The organism is Stenotrophomonas sp. 22385, assembly GCF_052045085.1.
Taxonomy (GTDB): domain Bacteria; phylum Pseudomonadota; class Gammaproteobacteria; order Xanthomonadales; family Xanthomonadaceae; genus Stenotrophomonas.
The window spans coordinates 39,369-56,553 of the sequence record NZ_JBQEOG010000004.1; the positions used below are offsets into that span (position 1 = coordinate 39,369).

13 protein-coding genes are annotated in these 17,185 nt (G+C 67.0%); 12 read left to right on the forward strand and 1 reads right to left on the reverse strand.

Features of this window, described 5'->3' with window-relative positions:
• Positions 1 to 121: 121 nt before the first annotated feature.
• From ACTJI4_RS08765 to ACTJI4_RS08810, 10 genes are all read left to right on the forward strand, one after another.
• Positions 122 to 877, forward strand: a complete 756-nt coding sequence (locus tag ACTJI4_RS08765) for a CS1 fimbrial subunit B flags: Precursor (protein WP_440869064.1) — start codon at positions 122 to 124, stop codon at positions 875 to 877.
• 71 nt (positions 878 to 948) lie between these two features.
• Positions 949 to 1,446 (forward strand): CS1 type fimbrial major subunit, encoded by a 498-nt coding sequence (locus ACTJI4_RS08770; protein ID WP_392917424.1) that lies wholly within the window; start codon positions 949 to 951, stop codon positions 1,444 to 1,446.
• A 90-nt stretch (positions 1,447 to 1,536) separates the two neighbouring features.
• Positions 1,537 to 4,083 (forward strand): TcfC E-set like domain-containing protein, encoded by a 2,547-nt coding sequence (locus ACTJI4_RS08775; RefSeq protein WP_440869065.1) that lies wholly within the window; start codon positions 1,537 to 1,539, stop codon positions 4,081 to 4,083.
• Entirely contained in the window at positions 4,014 to 5,312 is a 1,299-nt protein-coding gene (locus tag ACTJI4_RS08780; RefSeq protein ID WP_440869066.1) for a hypothetical protein, read from the forward strand. Before ACTJI4_RS08775 ends, ACTJI4_RS08780 begins: the two co-directional genes overlap by 70 nt.
• Before the next feature lie 172 nt (positions 5,313 to 5,484).
• Entirely contained in the window at positions 5,485 to 5,640 is a 156-nt protein-coding gene (locus tag ACTJI4_RS08785; protein WP_392917434.1) for a hypothetical protein, read from the forward strand.
• Between the two features lie 273 nt (positions 5,641 to 5,913).
• Positions 5,914 to 6,804, forward strand: coding sequence for an alpha/beta hydrolase (locus ACTJI4_RS08790; protein ID WP_392917616.1), 891 nt, complete (start codon positions 5,914 to 5,916; stop codon positions 6,802 to 6,804).
• A 115-nt stretch (positions 6,805 to 6,919) separates the two neighbouring features.
• Positions 6,920 to 8,302 (forward strand): YncE family protein, encoded by a 1,383-nt coding sequence (locus ACTJI4_RS08795; protein WP_440869067.1) that lies wholly within the window; start codon positions 6,920 to 6,922, stop codon positions 8,300 to 8,302.
• Positions 8,303 to 8,354: 52 nt separating this feature from the next.
• On the forward strand, positions 8,355 to 9,410 hold the full coding sequence (locus tag ACTJI4_RS08800; protein WP_440869068.1) for a heme/hemin ABC transporter substrate-binding protein: 1,056 nt from the start codon (positions 8,355 to 8,357) through the stop codon (positions 9,408 to 9,410).
• A gap of 58 nt (positions 9,411 to 9,468) precedes the next feature.
• Positions 9,469 to 10,464, forward strand: a complete 996-nt coding sequence (locus ACTJI4_RS08805) for a FecCD family ABC transporter permease (RefSeq protein ID WP_440869069.1) — start codon at positions 9,469 to 9,471, stop codon at positions 10,462 to 10,464.
• Positions 10,461 to 11,237 carry a heme ABC transporter ATP-binding protein gene (locus tag ACTJI4_RS08810; RefSeq protein WP_440869070.1) on the forward strand — a complete coding sequence of 259 codons (777 nt, stop codon included), beginning with the start codon at positions 10,461 to 10,463 and terminating at the stop codon, positions 11,235 to 11,237. Before ACTJI4_RS08805 ends, ACTJI4_RS08810 begins: the two co-directional genes overlap by 4 nt.
• A gap of 78 nt (positions 11,238 to 11,315) precedes the next feature.
• On the opposite strand, the gene ACTJI4_RS08815 is transcribed toward ACTJI4_RS08810, so the two are convergent.
• Positions 11,316 to 13,484, reverse strand: a complete 2,169-nt coding sequence (locus ACTJI4_RS08815; RefSeq protein ID WP_440869071.1) for a TonB-dependent siderophore receptor — start codon at positions 13,482 to 13,484, stop codon at positions 11,316 to 11,318.
• Positions 13,485 to 14,032: 548 nt separating this feature from the next.
• On the opposite strand from ACTJI4_RS08815, the gene fusA reads away from it, so the two are divergent.
• Positions 14,033 to 16,069 carry an elongation factor G gene (gene fusA, locus ACTJI4_RS08820; RefSeq protein WP_440869072.1) on the forward strand — a complete coding sequence of 679 codons (2,037 nt, stop codon included), beginning with the start codon at positions 14,033 to 14,035 and terminating at the stop codon, positions 16,067 to 16,069.
• A gap of 168 nt (positions 16,070 to 16,237) precedes the next feature.
• A complete protein-coding gene (locus tag ACTJI4_RS08825) occupies positions 16,238 to 17,158 on the forward strand; it encodes a M14 family metallopeptidase (RefSeq protein WP_440869073.1) in 921 nt (306 codons plus the stop codon).
• The last annotated feature ends 27 nt before the right edge of the window (positions 17,159 to 17,185 follow it).

Consider the following 17,185-nt stretch of genomic DNA (forward strand, 5'->3'; position numbering starts at 1 on the left):
GACCGATTGAAGAAAGTTGCATATGACGACGTGAGAGGCGCGCCCAAGCTGCGCACTCGATTCGGGACGGATATGACGATCGTCCCCGGTCATCACCCTGTCGATCATAGGAGTGGTTTGGATGAAGCGTCTGATGAGTGCGCTGGCGACATCCCTGTTGGTGGTGGCGGCCGTCGCGCCGACCAACGCCGCAGCACCCAGCATCCACGTCGGTGCCATGTATGAGTATGTCGAGCCAGGCAAGGCGGCGCTGCTCAAGCGGGTGCGGAACACCGGTGATGCTACGGCGTTCGTGCGGGTGCAGATCAGTGAAGTCCGCTACCGGCCTGACGGTACGCATGAGGAACTGCCGGTGGAAACATCGGCCGGCGGGGCATCGCCCGGGCTGGTGGCCAGCCCGTCGCGATTGATCGTGCCCGCCCAGGGCCAGCAGGCCACGCGCCTGTTGGTGCAGGGTGATCGCAGTACCGAGCGCTACTACCGCGTCCGCTTCGTGCCGGTGCTGCCGCAGTCCGAAGATGAGTTCGCGCTGACCGATGCGCAGCGTGATGACTATCGCAGGGAGCTGTCGGCCGGCGTCAACGTGCTCACGGGCTTTGGCGTGTTCGTGATCGTGCATCCCGACCAGGCGCGCTACGACGTGCGGACCGAGACCAGCGACTCCCACGTGAAGCTGCGTAATGCCGGCAACACCACCGTCGTACTCGACGACATCCGTCAGTGCAGCGCACAGGACAAGGCGGCCGAATGCTCGCCGTCGCGAAAGGTGCACCTGCTGCCAGCGCGCACCGAACGCTTCACCCGCAGTGCCGGGCATGTGCACCGCTTTCAGATCGTTGAGGGGGACAACCGCAGGGATGTCCTGCTCAGCCCCTAGGTTCCGCTTGGAACCACCGTCCCGTCGCCGGACTCCAGGCGACACCTTTCCACTCACGGAGATGTAATGACATGAGCTTCAAGAGCAACGTCCTGACCGCTGCGGCTGCGCTGATCCTCACCCCGGCCGCGATGGCGGCCACCGAACAGTTCCCGGTCCAGGTCACCGTTGAGGCGGTTGTGCCGTCGGCCAACGGCCTGCAGATCTCGCCGGTGGGCGACTGGGCGGGCCAGACGCAGAACATGCGTTGGAACATCGCCACGCAGCGTCTGGACCCGATCCAGCAGCAGATCGACATGAAGAGCGGCCTGGGCGCGATCCAGGCCTATCTGACCACCGACGCGGTGCTGACCAGTGCGGGTAACACCATCGACCTGACCGTAGCTGTTGCCGGCCAGGACCTTCAGGTCGGCGCCGCCAATGCGCTCGAAGTTGCCAGCCCGACCGAAGCTGCGGCCAGCAAGCGTGCAGCGGTTGCCATCACCGCAGCTGCACCCGCGGGCGAAAGCTACGTGCATGGCACCTACCAGGGCAACGTTTTCATGATGTTCGAAAGCGGCACCCCGTAATCCCGCGCGTTCGCCCATGTGTCACCCGGGCAGCTCCGGCTGCTGCAGGAGGGGCGCTCCCGCGCCCCTCCTTCCTGCACAGGAACAGCAATGTCCCCACGTCTGCTTCCCATCGCCACCGCCGTCATGTTCTATTGCAGCAGTGCAATGGCACAGGCTGCGCCGGCCGCCCTGGAAAGCCTCACCCTGCTGGACCAGGCGGGGGGGCTGCCCGATGACTTCCGTGACCATTTTTTCGACGTACCCCTGGTGGTACGGGTCGAACGCGATGGCCAGCATCTGGGCGATGCCCGTGCGGTGCTGACCCGTGAAAATACCCTGTCGCTGCTGGAATTCACCGACAGCCACGACAGCACCGAACCGGCCGCCGAACGCGAGCGCTGGTTGAAAGCGCTCGCTGCGCCGCGCCCGATGGGCGCCTGCACGCAGGCCTGCACGCACGGGCTGGTGCGCCTTCACTACAGCCTGGAGAGCTCGCTGCTGTCCATTGCAACCGAAAACGGTGGGCGCGCGGGCATGCAACCACGGTACCTTGCGCTTCCCGAAGACGGCAGCCGTGGCTTGATCCTGCGCCACCAGCTCAACGCTTACGCGGGGCAGGGCATCGATGCGGCCGGCCGCTACGCGCTCGACACGCGGGGCAGCCTGGGACAGTGGAGCCTGATGGGAAACTACCAGGTGGATCGCGGTGGCAATGAAGAGGGCGAGCTTCGCCACTCGGTGCAGAGCCTGTACGCGCAGCGCGAACTACGCGACACCTTCCTTCGCATGGGCTACTTCCTGCCCAACTTCCAGGGCGTTAACCGCCAGCCGCGCGCGCCCGGCTCGCTCAGCCACACCACCGTGGGCATGATGGCCGGCTCGTCCGACAGCCTGGCCATCGATTCGCGCGCGCCGAGCCTGTACCCGGTCTACGTCACCGCCAACCGCGAGGGCACGGTGGAAGTGTTCCGCGACGGCAGCCTGATCCTGACCCAGCCGCTGCAGCCGGGCCTGCAGGAGCTCGATACCCGGCGGCTGCCGGGCGGCATTTACGAGGTTGAACTGCGGGTGGTAGAGGACGGGCGCGATACCTCGCGCGAAACCACCGTGATCCACAAGCCGGGCAACTGGCGCGATCCGAGCCGCCGCTGGCGCTACAGTGTGTTCGCCGGTGTCCAGCACAGCCTGCTGGACAGCCTGGAGGACCCGAAGGCCGGTGCATTTGCCGCAGGCGGCATCGTCAACTACCTGGCCCATCCGCGTGCGATCGTCGGCCTGTCGGCCCAGCACCTGGGCGGCGAGAACACCTTTGCCGGCTCGCTTGACTGGCAGATCAACGACCGTGCCAATCTCTACACCAACGCCTATGCCGGCGAGCACGGCAATGGCGTGGACCTGCAGGGCCTGTGGCGCTACCGCCACGGCACGGTGATTGCCTCGCACAACCGCAGCTGGCAGGAACGACGCCGCCCCGGTGATGATGCCTTTCCGCCGTTGCGGCCGGGCGCCGAGGTGCCGCAGACGCATTCGGGTTGGCTGCAGACCAGCGCGCTGAGCGTGAACCATCGCCTGGGCGCCAGCAGCCACATTGCCGCGCGTGTGTCGCATCACTCCGGCGTCAGTAATGGCGTCGGCGTGGACCTGTCGTTCAGCCGGCGCCAGGCCCTGTCCGGCAGTGGTGCCACCTGGCGCGCGGCCGTCTTCGACCGCCCGGCCAATGTGAGCAGCGGCATGCGCCGCAATCGCGGTCTTGATCTCACGCTGAACATCGCGCTTGGCCGTGATGACCGCCGCTACAGCGGCAGCGTGGGCAGCCGCACCGCCACCGACGGCGGGCGCAGCCTGTATGCCAGTGCGGGTGTACAACAACGCTTCGAGCAGGGCCTGCTGCGCACCGTGGCCGGCCACGCCACGGTGGACGGCGACGGGCTGGGCCTGAGCAGCAACGCGCTGTTCGAACATCCGGCGCTGCGCGGTGACGTGCACGCGCAGCGTTCATCGCTGGGCGGCACCCTCGGCGGTGGCCTGAATCTGGAAAGCACCATGGCCATCGGGGGCGGCAAGCTGGCGATCGCCGGTGCAGGGCAGGTAATCAGCACCGATACCGGCATGATCGTGGACGTGAGCTCGGAGCTGCCCGATGTAGCGCTACGCGCGCACGACAGCCGAGGCGGTTCGTACGTGCTGTACCCAGGCCGCAATTTCCTGCCCGTCACCGCCTACCGCACGGGCACCCTGCAGATCGATTTCGACGGCCGCGCCGCGCCGGCCGCGAGCATCCAGCCAGCCAGCCTGGGCTACCACCTCAACAAGGGTGGGGTGGCCTACGGCAAGGTGGCAGTACTCAGTACCTTTACCGTGATGGGCCACCTCAGGGATGCCGCCGGCGAGCCGCTGGCCGGCGCGCACGTGATCAACCACGCCGGACGCAGCGTGGCCGAGGCCGATGGGTTCTTCGCGCTGGAAATGAGCGCAACGGCACCCAACCTGGAAGTGCGCCACCCGAAGGTGGCTGGCTGCAGCTTCGCGCTCGACGGCACCACCACCCGCCCGGACGGCGACACCTGGTTGGCCGGCATCCTGCAGTGCCCGCCATCCAGTCTCACCCACGCGCAGTCCGAAGCGGCAGCGTCGATTGCCGGAGCCATGCCATGACCTCCCTCATCCGATTCATTGCCGTGCCGCGCCGGCGCCTGCTGGTTCTGTGCGCGCTGTGGCTGCTGGCAGCTGGTGCCCAAGCGGCCGACATCCTCATCACGGCGGAGTTCAAGCCCAGCATCATCAATCCTGACAAGCGCGAGTTCGTGAACACCACGCCGTGGTCCGGGGTGTGCGTAGGCACCCACCTGCAGGCCTGCATCAACAACAACTGGTGGAGTATCGACACCAGGATCCGAGGGACCAAGCAGGCCATCCGCGAGCACAACTACGGGCCCAACGGGTTCTATATCGGCATGCCGGCTGCACGCACCGTGCGGGTAACGTCCGACGACAGAGCGCATACGTTCGACCTCGGGTTCAACATCATCGGTGCCGCCATGCGGCTGGTGGACGAGGATCGGGATGGGCCGTCCGAGCCGGCGTCGGTGGGCAATCCAAGGAACTGCGACAGAGGGCTGTCAAACGCGAGTGCGCAGAATCGCAGCACCATGCGGATGCTCCTCCGGCGGGACGGGGGCGAAGGCGTGGTGGCGTGTTCGCTGCACTGGCAGGAAACCAACAACTACCTGATGACCGAGTTCGATTTCACCTACAAGCTCACGACACCGCAGCCGCTGGGAATGCCGAGCGGGCTTTACCGTGGCGTCACCACGTTCCGGGTGGGTGGCACCGGTGAGGGAGCGGATTTTGATCTTGGAAACGGTGTGGCGCTGGACGACAACATCGTCAACGTGCACTTCGAGCTGACGGTGCACCATCCGTTCGAGCTGGAGCTTCCGCCAGGGAGCGACCGTGCGGTGCTCGCGCCCAGAGACGGGTGGACGCAATGGAGCGACCATGGCGTTGCGCCCCGCGCGTTGGAGCGCGAACTGCCGTTCACGGTCAGCAGTTCCGGCCAGTTCAGCGTGTCGCTGCAGTGCCAGTATCCGCTGCCCGATGGACGCTGCGCCATCCGCAGCCTCTCTGACGAAGCAGAGCAGGCGCCCCTCGACATCCAGCTGACGCTGCCGGGGTTCCGCGTTGCGGTATCCGGCACGGACGCGGTGGACTTGCCGCTGACCACGACGATGTCGCCGCCGATCTTCACCACCGACTCGCTGGCTGTACGGCGGCCGTCCCGGTTGCACTTCGCCGTAAAGGGAGACGCGCTGGCCCGGATGCTCCAGCGTCCGGGTAGCCACTACCGCGGTGACGTGACCGTGATCTTCGATGCGGACCCGTGACGTAACGGCGATGCGACCACAGCGTGACGACGGCAGGGCGTTGTTCTGAACTGTTTACGTAGGTGCCCGTTCCGTCTATGCAGGTGGCGTTGGGCGCACGCGGAGGTAACGCATTCAACCCTAGTGTTGCTTCACCGGCATCACTTTCGACGCCGAGCATCGGAGATACGTCATGGGTAACCAGCAGAATCCGCAGCAGGGCCAGCAGAACCAGCAGAACCAGCAGAACCAGAAAGATCAGCAGCGCCAGGGCCAGCAGCAACAGCAGGACCAGAACCAGAAAGGCGAGCGCAACCAGCAGGGCGGCCAGCAGGAAGAAGAAGAATAAGCTGCTGTCCGAACGGAATGATCCACCGTCCGGCCTTGTGGCCGGACTTTTCGTTTGTGTGGTCACGACCAACGGCCGTGTGCTCGTCACGACCAACGGCCGTGACCTACCGCTGTGGGTGGCTGGGAGGCAAGTGATACCCATTCGCATTTGAGGTATACTGGGGCGGTTGCCTTGCTCTGAGCGCTGCCTGCCGTGCTTTCCAGCCTGATACCTGTTTTCTCTCATTTGTTGCGCAGCGCTGGCGTTGCCGCAGTACTGGGCGTGGTCGGGATGGCGCCGGTTGCCGCCCAGCAACGCAATCCGTTGCAGAAGGTCGGCCAAACCGTGCTTGACCAGCCGGCGCAGAGCTATCGATTCGAACGTTTCGTGATTGAGAGCGGCGAGCCCGCCCGGCGCTGGCGCGTCAATGTCGGCGTGCCTGTGCGGACGGCCTCCGCTCCAGCGCCGGTGCTGTACATGCTGGATGGCAATGCGGCGGCCATGGTGTTCGACCAGGCCTTGTTGAGCGACCTGGCCGCGCATGCTGCGCCGGTGTTGGTGTTCATCGGCTACGACAACGACCTGCGCATCGATTCACCGGCGCGCACGCTCGACTACACCGCCTGGGTGGATACGGCCGATGATGGGAACGGCACCCCGCAGTCCAGTGGCGGCGGCGCCAGCGCGTTCCTCGATGTGATCCAGCAGCGGATCAAGCCCGAGGTAGAGCGCCGTGCCCGGGTGGACACGCAGCAGCAATCACTCTGGGGCCATTCGCTGGGCGGGCTCTTCGTGCTCAGCACGCTGTACACCCAGCCAACCGCCTTCCAGCAGTACGTGAGCGCCAGTCCCTCGTTGTGGTGGAGCCAGGGCGCGCCGCAGGGCGCGATGGAGCAGGCCTTCATTGCGCATCCCGCACCGGCAAAGGTGTGGTTGATGCTGGGCGGTGATGAGCGCAGTGGCAACCGCGGCGTGCGCGACATGAGCAACCCGCGCGTGGTCGCCCACCTGCGCCGCATTGGCGCGGCCACCCCGGATGCGGCGCACGCGCTCAGCACACGGCTGGCGAAGGTTCCGGGCCTGGAGGTGACGTATCGCGAGTTTCCTGGCCTCGGCCACGGTCCGATGCTGCCGGCATCGTTGAAGGCGACCCTTGCCGCGCTCTACGGCGTGACCGAGTGATCTTTCCCACACCCAGGCAACGCGTGGCCCCGTGCCGCCGCCGCAGCGATGCGGCCATGCCAAGGCAACCCTTGTGACGCGCGCGTTCTGCGCGCCCCTACAGACGGAGTCTGCCATGTCCCGATTGGTTTCCCTCACCCGCGTTGTTGCGTTGGCCGTGGCCTTGTCGCTGGTTACCGGCGCCCTGTCCGCACAGCCGGTGTTCGATGCCCCCGCCAATGGCTTCCGCGGCAAGGTCAGTGCCCGCAATGAGAATGTGGTTCCCGGCAGCACTGCGGAAGTTACCGGCCGCGCGTTCGTGCCGGGCCAACAGGTCACCCTGCTGCGCGGTGAGACCGTGCTCAATGCCACCCCGGTGGTGGTCGACGCACAGGGTAACTTCAAGGCCAGCGTCAAGGTCCCGGTCGATGCGGTGCCCGGCCAGCACCCGGTCGTGGTGCGCGCCAGCCAGCCGGCTGCGGCCACCGTGGTTGCCCTGCGGGTGTCGCCGAACCTGCCGCTGAGCGGCCAGCAGGCGTTCCAGCAGAGCGCGGGCAAGCTGGTGCAGGGGCTGTACCAGAGCGCTTACAGCGCCGGCAGCAACGCGCTGTTCGTGACCTCGGCGGTGGGTCGCCCGCCAGTGACCCAGTCGCAGCTGCTCAAGGTGGACCCGGCGACGCTGAAGGTGGTCAAGGCGATCACCCCGGCGCAGGTACCCGGTGCCAAGGGCGGCAGCGTGTTCGCCGTTTACGGCGTGGGCGTGGATGACGCCAATGGCACGGTGTGGGTCAGCAATACCCGCCAGGACACCGTGGCGGTGTACCGCCAGTCGGATCTGTCGCTGGTGCATCAGTTCCCGGCCGGCGCGGTGCCGCATGCGCGCGACGTGGTGGTGGATGCCAAGCGCGGCAAGGTGTTCGCGTCGGCCGCCGGCGAAGACCATCTGTCGGTGTTCGATGCGAAAAGCTTCAAGGCACTGGCGCCGATCACGCTGGCCTCGGGCGTGGATGATGAGAAGTTCGTCCCGATGAGCCTGGCGCTTGATGAAGCCAGCGGCAAGCTGTTCACGGTGAGTATCGGCACGCCCGAGGCGGCGGTGATCGATGTTGCCAGCGGCAAGGTCGAGAAGGTCATCGACCTCGGCAATTCGATCAGCGCCTCCGGGGTGGCCTTCGACGGCAGGCGCAACCGCCTGTACGTGGCCTCGCAGGGCACCGACAACCTGCTCATCGTCGATGTGGCCAGTGGCAACGTGCTGCACGATGTACCAGTGGGCGCCGGTGCCCTGAACGTGGCGTTCGAACCGGTGTCCGGCCTGGCCTACGTCACCAATCGCGGCGCCGGCACGGTGACCGTGGTGGATGGCGATGGCAAGGTGGTGGGCAACCTGGACGGCGGCACCTTCCCGAACCATGTGCGCGAAGACGGCAAAGGCAACGTGTTCGCGGTCAACAAGTCGCGCGGCGCGGAAGACCCGAAGGGCGACCGCATCACCCGCATCACCCCGACCCGCCGTTGATGCACCTCGCGCGCGGGGCAGCGGCCCTGCGCGCACCTGATTGGAGAACTACATGTCGAGATCCTTGACCGCAGGCCACGGCGTACTCGTGCTTGGGCTGGCTGCCGCGCTCACTGCCTGCGGCGGCAAGCCTGCGCAGACGGCGGCGCAGGCCGATGCGGCGCCACAGGCGGCCGGCGCAGCCGATGCTTCAACGCTTGCCGCGCTGCCTCAGGGCTGGCTGCGGTTGGCGGGCACGGATGTGCCGTCCAGCGCCAACCTCACGCCCGTGCTGCCGGCAACGGTGACCTCCGATGACGGTGAACAGGTGACGGTGGAAGACGCCTCGCGCATCGTGGCCGGAGGCGACGATGTCATCGCGGTGATCGAAGCGCTGGGCATGGGCGGGAAGGTGTATGCCGCGCCGCTGCGTTCAGCGACCGACGCCGGGCGCAAGGCGCCGAAGCAGTTCCTGTTCAACCGCACCACCGGCGTGGAGGGCGTGCTGAGCCTGGAAGGGACGCTGTTCCTGGGCAACAGCCTGCGCCGACACACCGAGCTGGCGAAGAAACTGCGCGGTGCGGGTGAGGCGGCCGTGGTGATCGATGACCTGCAGCCGGCACCGGACAAGGTGCGCAAGGTGGCGGCCGCGCTGGGCGTGGCCGAGGCCGGTAACGCGCTGGCAACGCAGGTGCAGGCGCAATTGGAGGAAGCCGCCGTGATCGCATCGAGCAGCAAGGTGCACCCGCGGGTGATCCATCTTTCCGCGACCGGCGCTGGCGGCGCGCCGACCGTGGCGGGCGCCGACAGTGCCTCGGGCAAGCTGATCGGGTTGGCCGGTGGCGTGAACATCGGCACCGAAGCGGGCGTGGCCAACTATTCCGCGCTGAGCAATGAAGGCGTGGTGGCCGCAGCGCCCGAGGTCATCCTGGTGACCGAAAACGATCTGCAGTTGTTCGGTGGTGAGGCGGGCCTGTGGAAGGCCTACCCGACGTTGAAACAGACCCCGGCCGGTGCGGCCAACCGGGTGTGGGTGATGCCGGACGTGCAGTTGAAGGCGGCCAGCGTGGGCTCGGGCAGTGGTGCGGTGGCCTTGGCCAAGGCGCTGGCGGCACTGCCGTCGCCGTGAGCAGGACGCTGTGATGGACGGCATTACGCGCAGACGGGCAGGCGGATGGGTGCTGGCGATGATGGCGCTCGCCCTGCTGGGTGCGATCCTCGCCTCGTTCGCGGTCGGGCCGCTGCGCCTTCCACCGCTGGAGGTGGTGCAGGCGGTGGCGGTCAAGCTGGGCATGCTCGACCCCGCGCAGGTCAGCCAGCGCGACATGGCGGTGGTCTGGAACCTGCGCATTCCACGTGCGCTGTTGGGCGCGCTGGTGGGCGCATCGCTGGCGATGGCCGGGGCGAGCCTGCAGGGTCTGTTCGGCAATCCGCTGGCCGACCCGGGCATTGTGGGCGTGACCCAGGGCGCGGCGCTCGGCGCAGTGGCGGCCATCGTGCTGGGTGCGGGTAGCGTGGGCGGCTGGACGCTGCCACTGGCGGCGTTCGCCGGCGGTACGGCGGCGATCAGCCTGACCTATGCGCTGGCGCGGCCCGGGCGCAACACGGGCACGGCGACGCTGCTGCTGGTGGGCATCGCGATGGCGGCCTTCTGCTCGGCGGCAATCGGCTTCCTGACCTACATCGCCAGCGAAAGCGAGCTGCAGTCGCTGGTGTTCTGGCAGATGGGCTCGTTGGCGCAGGCCGACTGGGCCGATCTGGCAGCGGCGTTGCCGGTGTTCGTGCTGGGTACGTTCGCGCTGCTGCGGTTGGCCACGCCGCTGGACATGCTGGCGCTGGGGGAGCGCCAGGCGCAGCACCTGGGGCTGGACGTGAAGCGCACGCGGCTGAAGCTGATTGCGTTCAGCGCGCTGCTGGTGGGCGCGGCCGTGGCGTTCGCCGGTTCCATCGGGTTCGTGGGGCTGGTGGTGCCGCACGTGGTGCGGATGCTGGTGGGCCCCGGGCACCGCTGGTTGCTGCCGGTCTCGGCGGTCACCGGTGCGCTGTTGATCGTGGGCGCCGATACCGCCGCACGTACGCTGGACCCGCCCGCGGAGATTCCGCTGGGCTTGTTCTCGGCCGCATTGGGTGCACCGTTCTTCCTGTGGTTGGTGCTGCACCAGCGCCGGAGCGGCGGAGTATGAGCGCACCGTTCCTGCAACTGGATGGCGTGGGCGTTCGTTTCGGTGAGCGGTCTATCCTGCACGACATCCACCTGGGGTTTGTGCCGGGCACGGTGACGGCGCTGGTCGGGCCGAACGGGGCGGGCAAGTCGACCTTGCTGGCGGTGGCCAGTGGCGACGTCGAGGCCGATTCCGGCCAGGTGATCCTTCACGACAGGCCGATCGCCCACTGGAAGGCGATGGCGCTGGCGCGCGAGCGGGCGGTGATGCCGCAGGACCATGCCGTGCGCTTTGCGTTCACGGTGGACGAGGTGGTGGCGATGGGGCGGTTGCCGCACCCGGCCGATGCGTTGCGCGATGCGGCGCGGGTGCAACAGTCGCTGGGCCAGGCCGAAATGGTGGGGCTGCGGCGGCGCGAGGTGCAGACGTTGTCCGGCGGTGAGGCGGCGCGGGCGACGTTCGCGCGGGTGCTCACCCAGGACACGCCATTGTTGCTGCTCGATGAGCCGACTGCGGCGCTGGACCTGCGCCACCAGGAGCGCACGCTGCGTGCGGTGCGGCAGCTGGCCGATAGCGGCGCGTGCGTGATCGTGGTGTTGCACGATCTGAACCTGGCGGCGGGGTACGCCGACCGCATCGTGCTGCTGGAGCAGGGCAGGGTGGCTGCCGATGGCACGCCGGACCAGGTGCTGACGCGCGAGCACATCGAGCGGGTGTACCAGCAGCCCGTCCTGGTGCTGCGGCATCCGCAGCGGGATGTTCCGCTGGTGGTGGTGGCGGACGTCGACCGGTGATGCGGTAAGGCCTTCTCCGGCCGGGGTCATGCGTTACGGCGCCGATGTTCGTTACGGGCCCTCGTGCGGGAACCGACGCTACCAGCCGAAGGTTGCGGTCGCTGTCACCGTGCGGCCGCTGCCGTAATAGCACGACGACACACCCGTACACGTTGACACATACCGCTTGTCCGCCAGGTTGCTGGCGTTGAGCGCGAGCTTCACTGACGTGTTGCCGAACTGACCCACGTCGTAGCGGATGGCCGCGTCAAACAGCGTGTACGACGGAATGCGGTACAGGTTGGCGCTGTCGCCGTAGCTCACGCCGTTGTAACGCGCGCCAGCCGCCAGGCTCACGCCACGCAGCGCACCGGCCGGGAAGGTGTAGTCGGCCCAGAACGAGGCAGTGTAGTCGGGCACCATGGCCAGCTGTTTGCCCTTGTAAGCCGACGACACCCGCATTTCCGAGTCCATGCGTGAGGCCGCACCGATCAGGCTCAGCCCCTCGATGGGGGTGATGCGCCCTTCCAGCTCGATGCCGCGTACGCGGCCTTCGTCGCCCTGGATCGAGCAGACCGCGGTACCCGTTGCACCACAGTTGCGGTGGCTGGCTACAGGGTCATCGACAATCATGTTCTGCTGGCGCAGGTCGTATACGGCCAGGGTTATCAGTCCATCCGCGCTGGCCGGCTGGTATTTCAGGCCCGCTTCCCACTGCGACCCGGTCACCGGGTCGAACGCGGTCCGGGTGAAGCTGTCCAATGGCGACCTGGTGGAGGGCTGGAAGGATTCGGCATAGCTGACATACGGGGTCAGGCCGCTGTCGAACACATACAGAACGCCGGCACGGCCGGTGAACGCTTCGTTCTTGATCACGTTGTGCGCACCCGGCTGCGAGATGCCGGTGGCGATGTTGCGCGTGGCGCTCAGCGTGTCGTCCTTGGTCCAGTCGTACCGACCACCCAGGGTCAGGCGCCAGTTGCCGGCGGCCAGCTGATCCTGCAGGTACACGCCGCTCTGCCGGTTGATACCGGCGGTGGGCGTTTCGGTGGTCACGGTGGGCTGATACGGGTAGTAGACCGGGTCGAAAATGTCGATCGCGCGCGGATTGCTCATCGCGCTGCGCACGCCTTGCCAGTCCGCGCGTTGCCAATCCCAGCCCAGCAGCACGGTGTGGTCTACCGCGCCGGTGCTGAAACGCGCCTGCAGGCGCGTGTCGAAGGTATCGCCGTCCGAATCGCCGGTGCCCTGCACGCCACGCCGGTTCTGGGTGCGGCCGTCGGCATTGAGCGCGCCGAAGGTGACCACGCCGCGGTACAGCGAATCCACATGGGTGCGGCGTGCGTTCTGGGTCAGTGTGAGGTGGTCGTTGAACCGGTGTTCGAACATCCAGCCGGCCGTCCACAGCGTGCGGTCGAAGGTGTTCCAGTCGGGCTGTCCGATGAACGTGCTGTTCTTCATATGGCCATGGGGCGTGGCGTCGAGCGTGCCGGCCATCGGCAGGAACTGGTAGGTGGAGCCGCCGTCGTCCTTCTGGTACATGCCCAGCAGGGTGAGACGGGTGCGTTCGGCGATCTGCCAGGTGTAGCCGGGCGCGAGGAACCAGTGTTCCTGCGCCGTGTGCTTGATCTGGGTGTTGCCATCGCGGTAAAGGCCGACCAGACGCAGCAGGTGCGTGTTGTCGTCGCTGCCGGTGCCAACATCGAAAGCCGCGTTGTACTGGCCGTTGGCATCCACGCCCAGGCGCAGCAGCTGCTGCTGGTCCGGGGTGGGGGTCTTGCTGACCTGGTTGACCATGCCGCCAGGCGCGACCTGGCCGTACATCACGGCGGACGGACCCTTCAGGACTTCCACCCGCTCCAGGTTCCAGCTGTCGAACATGCTGCGGTTCCACTGGCTGCCCTGCGGCGCGCGCATGCCATCCAGGGTTACGTTGTTGGCCCAGCTGCCGGCATCGAAGCCGCGGATGCGGAAGTCGTCCACGCGGTTGTCGATGCCGCTGCTTTCCAGGCTCACGCCCGCCACATAGCGCATCGCATCGTTGAGCGACTGCACGCCGCGCGCATCCAGTTCGGCGCGTTCGATCACCGCCACCGACTGCGGCGTTTCGGCAATGCTGGTATTGGTCCTGGTTGCGCCGCTGGTGCTGTTGGCTGCGCGGTAGGCGTTGACCTGGACTGCATCCAGGGCGGTGGGCGTCTGTGCGAAGGCGGCAGGTGCGGCGGCGCTGGCGATGCAGCAGGCGATGGCCAGCAGGTTGGGATGCACCTGCGGAAGGAAGCGGGGGAGGAGGTCATGTACTGCCAATGTCGGGGTCGTCGCAGAGCGACGTTGACTCGCCATTTTAAAGACTTTTGCATTCAATGCAATTGCGACCTATTCGCATATGGGAGCATCAGGCAGATGATGGTCGTCCCAAACGCGCGCGTATGTGCGCCGAACAGCCATCAGTGTTCTACGCGCGGGTATAAAAATTGCTTGCAAGCCGCAACCAGAGGTCTAGAATTCGCCGCAGATCCTCTCAACCACCGCCATGAACTCGATGCCGCTCCTGACGTTTTTTACTCGCACCCGCGCTTTCGCGGGACGGGCGCGTCTGCCTCGCGGCTCCTTTGGCGGCTGATCGGATTCGATCACCGCAGGACCCCAGACAGAGCGCCCATTGGGCGCTTTTTTCGTTTCAGTGTTTCGTAACACCCACGCATCAAAGGAGAACGTGCCATGCACCAGATCGCCGAGCCCCAAACCTGGCCGCACGCCCGTTAGCCAACGGCGGCGTGCGGCTCCCTGATGTTGGCAGCAGCGAGACCCTTCTCATGAACACCCAGACCCATAACCTCCGGCGCAACCTCGGCATCATTGCCCACATCGACGCCGGCAAAACCACGCTCACCGAACGCCTGCTGTGGAAAACCGGCGAGATCCACCGCGTCGGCGAAGTCCACGATGGCGCGGCCACCACCGATTTCTCGGCGATCGAGCGCGAGCGCGGCATCACCATCGGCGCGGCCGCCGTGCAGGCGCATTGGGCGCCGCGTGGCGAACCCACCCACCACCTGACCCTGATCGACACACCCGGGCATATCGACTTCGCCATTGAAGTTGAACGTTCGCTGCGCGTGCTGGACGGCGCGGTGGCGGTGTTCTCGGCCGTGGATGGCGTGCAGCCGCAATCGGAAACGGTATGGCACCAGGCCCGTCGCCATGGCGTGCCGCTGATCGCGTTCGTCAACAAGATGGACCGCATCGGTGCCTCGTTCGACCGCGTGCTGGCGCAGCTGCAGGACAAGCTGCAGGCGCGGCCGTGGGCACTTGGTTGGCCGTTGGGCGCGGAAAACGCCTTCCACGGCTGGGTCGACCTGGTTGACCGCAGTACCGTGCAGTGGGATGACGCCGGCACGCCGACCCGCACCGCGTGGACCATCGCTGAGCACAGCGAATGGGAGCCGCGACGAGCGGAGCTGGTGGAAGCGGTGGCCGACCACGACGAGCTGCTGGCCGAAGCCTGGCTGGACGGCAGTGCGGTTGAACCCGACGCGCTGCGCGCTGCGCTGCGCCGGGCCACGCTGGCCGGTGCCGGTGTACCGGTGCTGGCGGGTGCGGCGTTCAAGAGCAAGGGCATTGAAACCCTGCTCGATGCCATCGTGGATTACCTGCCCGCGCCGGAAGACCGGCCGGCGGTGGTGGCCACGGAGGAGGCGGGTGAGGTCAGCCTCCCGCCGGATCCGAACGGTCCGCTGGCGGCGCTGCTGTTCAAGATCACGCACCAGCACCACGGTGCGCTGAGCTTCGTGCGGGTGTATTCGGGCACGCTGAAGGTGGGCGATGCGTTGGCCAGTTCGCAGCATGCGCAGGGACGCCGGGTCAGCCGGCTGGTGCGGGTGCAGGCTGACCAGACCCACGACATCAAGCAGGCCGTGGCCGGTGACATCGTGGCGGTGCTGGGCTGGAAGGATGCGGTGAGTGGTGAAACGCTCAGTGCCCCTTCGCGCCCGCTGCTGCTGGACACCATCCAGGCGCAGCACGCGGTGCTGGCATGGCGGTTGACCGCGGAAAAGGCGGCCGACCTGATCCGCATTGCCCAGGGGCTGTCCAGCCTGGCACAGGAAGACCCGTCGTTCCGCGTCGAAACCGAGGCGGACAGCGGTGAAACCCTGGTGTGGGGCATGGGCGAGCTGCACCTGGAGGTAATGGTGGAACGGCTGCGCACCGAGTGGAATGTCAACGTCCGCACCGGTGCGCCGCGCGTGGCCTACCAGGAAACGCTGAAGCAGGCGCTGCGAGGCGTGGAAGGCAAGGTGGTCAAGCAGACCGGCGGCCAGGGCCAGTACGCCCGGGTGGTGCTGGATGTGAGCCCGCGCGAGGACGGCGAGGTGCATTTCGTTGACCGCACCGTCGGTGGCGTGATCCCGCGTGGCTTCGTGGCGGCGGTGGAAAAGGGCGTGCGGGGCGCGCTGTCGGAAGGGCCACGTGGCCACCCGGTGGTGGGCATCGAGGTGGCGCTGGTCGACGGGCAGACCCATGCCAAGGATTCGTCGGACATGGCGTTCCATCGGGCCGGCGCCGAAGCGGTGAAGGCTGCGCTGCTGCAGGCCGGAACCACGCTGCTGGAGCCGGTGATGGAAGTGGCCATCCACGTGCCGTCGGTGAATGTCGGTGATGTGGTGGGCGACCTCAACCGCCGCAGCGGTCGCATCGCCTCCATCGAGGACCAGGGCGGGCGTGCGGAAGTGGTGGGCTACGCGCCGCTGGCGCAGTTGTCCGGCTACACCACCTCGCTGCGCTCGCTCACCCAGGGCCGCGCCTCCAGCGACATGCGCTTCAACGGCTACGAAGAAGTACAAGCCGCCTGAACGTTGAAAGGAGAAGGGGCCGGAAAATTCCGGCCCCATGCGGCTCGGTAGGGTCGGTTCCCAAACGACCGCCGATAGGGTTGACGGGTTCTTCAGCGCATCGGCCCCGAACGGAGATGTGCATTTGCCCTCATCTACAATGGCCGCATCTGCTACCAGGAACTCCCCATGACCACCCCCCATTTCTACCCCGTCGGTACCCCCGGCCAACCCTGGGGCGACACCGAACGCGCAGCATGGCGCGCGCGCCAGGTCGTGCAACGCCACTACGCCGAGGACGTGGTCTCCGCCTTGAACGCGCTGCCCGATACTCTGGACGTCGTGCAGTACGGCCAGCTGGACGCCATCACCGACACCTACCCGCTGCTGCTGGCCAAGACCCGCAACTGGGACCCGGCGCTACCCACCGCGCTGGTCACCGGCGGCGTGCACGGTTACGAAACCAGTGGCGTGCACGGTGCGCTGCAGTTCCTGCGCGACCACGCGCATGAGTACGCCGGCCGCATCAACCTGATCGTCGCACCTTGCGTGTGCCCCTGGGGCTACGAGCGCATCCAGCGCTGGAACCGCGACGCCATCGATCCCAACCGCAGCTTCCGTGACGGCGGCCGCATCGTCGAATCGGCCTCTCTGATGAGCTGGATCGCCGCCCGCAATGACGACCTGCGGGTCCACCTGGACCTGCACGAAACCACCGACAGCGATGCGCATGAGTTCGACCCGGCGCTGGCCTCTCGTGATGGCAAGGCATGGACCCCGGAAACCATTCCGGACGGCTTCTATGTGATCGGCAACAGCGAAAATCCGGAGCCGGCGTTCCAGCGTGCCCTGATCGCCGCTGTCGCCCCGATCACCCACATCGCCCCCGCCGATGCACACGGCAACCTGGTCGGGCTGCCGCTGCAGTCACCCGGCGTGGTCTGGGGCGAATCGCGCTCGATCGGCGCGTGCGCTGGCTTCAGCAACGCGCGTTTCGCCACCACCACCGAGGTCTACCCGGACAGCCCGCGGACCACGCCGGCGCAGTGCAACGATGCCCAGGTGGCCGCCGTGCGTGCCGGGTTGGACTTCGCCCTGCAGGCAGCGTAACGGTCTTCGCGCGGCGGGCATCCCGCC

Excerpts from the sequence above, each read along its gene's own strand:
- ACTJI4_RS08770 (WP_392917424.1), top strand. The coding sequence starts at position 949 with ATGAGCTTCAAGAGCAACGTCCTGACCGCTGCGGCTGCGCTGATCCTC.
- ACTJI4_RS08775 (WP_440869065.1), top strand. The coding sequence starts at position 1,537 with ATGTCCCCACGTCTGCTTCCCATCGCCACCGCCGTCATGTTCTATTGC.
- fusA (WP_440869072.1), top strand. The coding sequence starts at position 14,033 with ATGAACACCCAGACCCATAACCTCCGGCGCAACCTCGGCATCATTGCC.
- ACTJI4_RS08805 (WP_440869069.1), top strand. The coding sequence starts at position 9,469 with ATGATGGCGCTCGCCCTGCTGGGTGCGATCCTCGCCTCGTTCGCGGTC.
- ACTJI4_RS08790 (WP_392917616.1), top strand. The coding sequence starts at position 5,914 with ATGGCGCCGGTTGCCGCCCAGCAACGCAATCCGTTGCAGAAGGTCGGC.
- ACTJI4_RS08800 (WP_440869068.1), top strand. The coding sequence starts at position 8,355 with ATGTCGAGATCCTTGACCGCAGGCCACGGCGTACTCGTGCTTGGGCTG.
- ACTJI4_RS08810 (WP_440869070.1), top strand. The coding sequence starts at position 10,461 with ATGAGCGCACCGTTCCTGCAACTGGATGGCGTGGGCGTTCGTTTCGGT.
- ACTJI4_RS08765 (WP_440869064.1), top strand. The coding sequence starts at position 122 with ATGAAGCGTCTGATGAGTGCGCTGGCGACATCCCTGTTGGTGGTGGCG.
- ACTJI4_RS08795 (WP_440869067.1), top strand. The coding sequence starts at position 6,920 with ATGTCCCGATTGGTTTCCCTCACCCGCGTTGTTGCGTTGGCCGTGGCC.
- ACTJI4_RS08825 (WP_440869073.1), top strand. The coding sequence starts at position 16,238 with ATGACCACCCCCCATTTCTACCCCGTCGGTACCCCCGGCCAACCCTGG.
- ACTJI4_RS08785 (WP_392917434.1), top strand. The coding sequence starts at position 5,485 with ATGGGTAACCAGCAGAATCCGCAGCAGGGCCAGCAGAACCAGCAGAAC.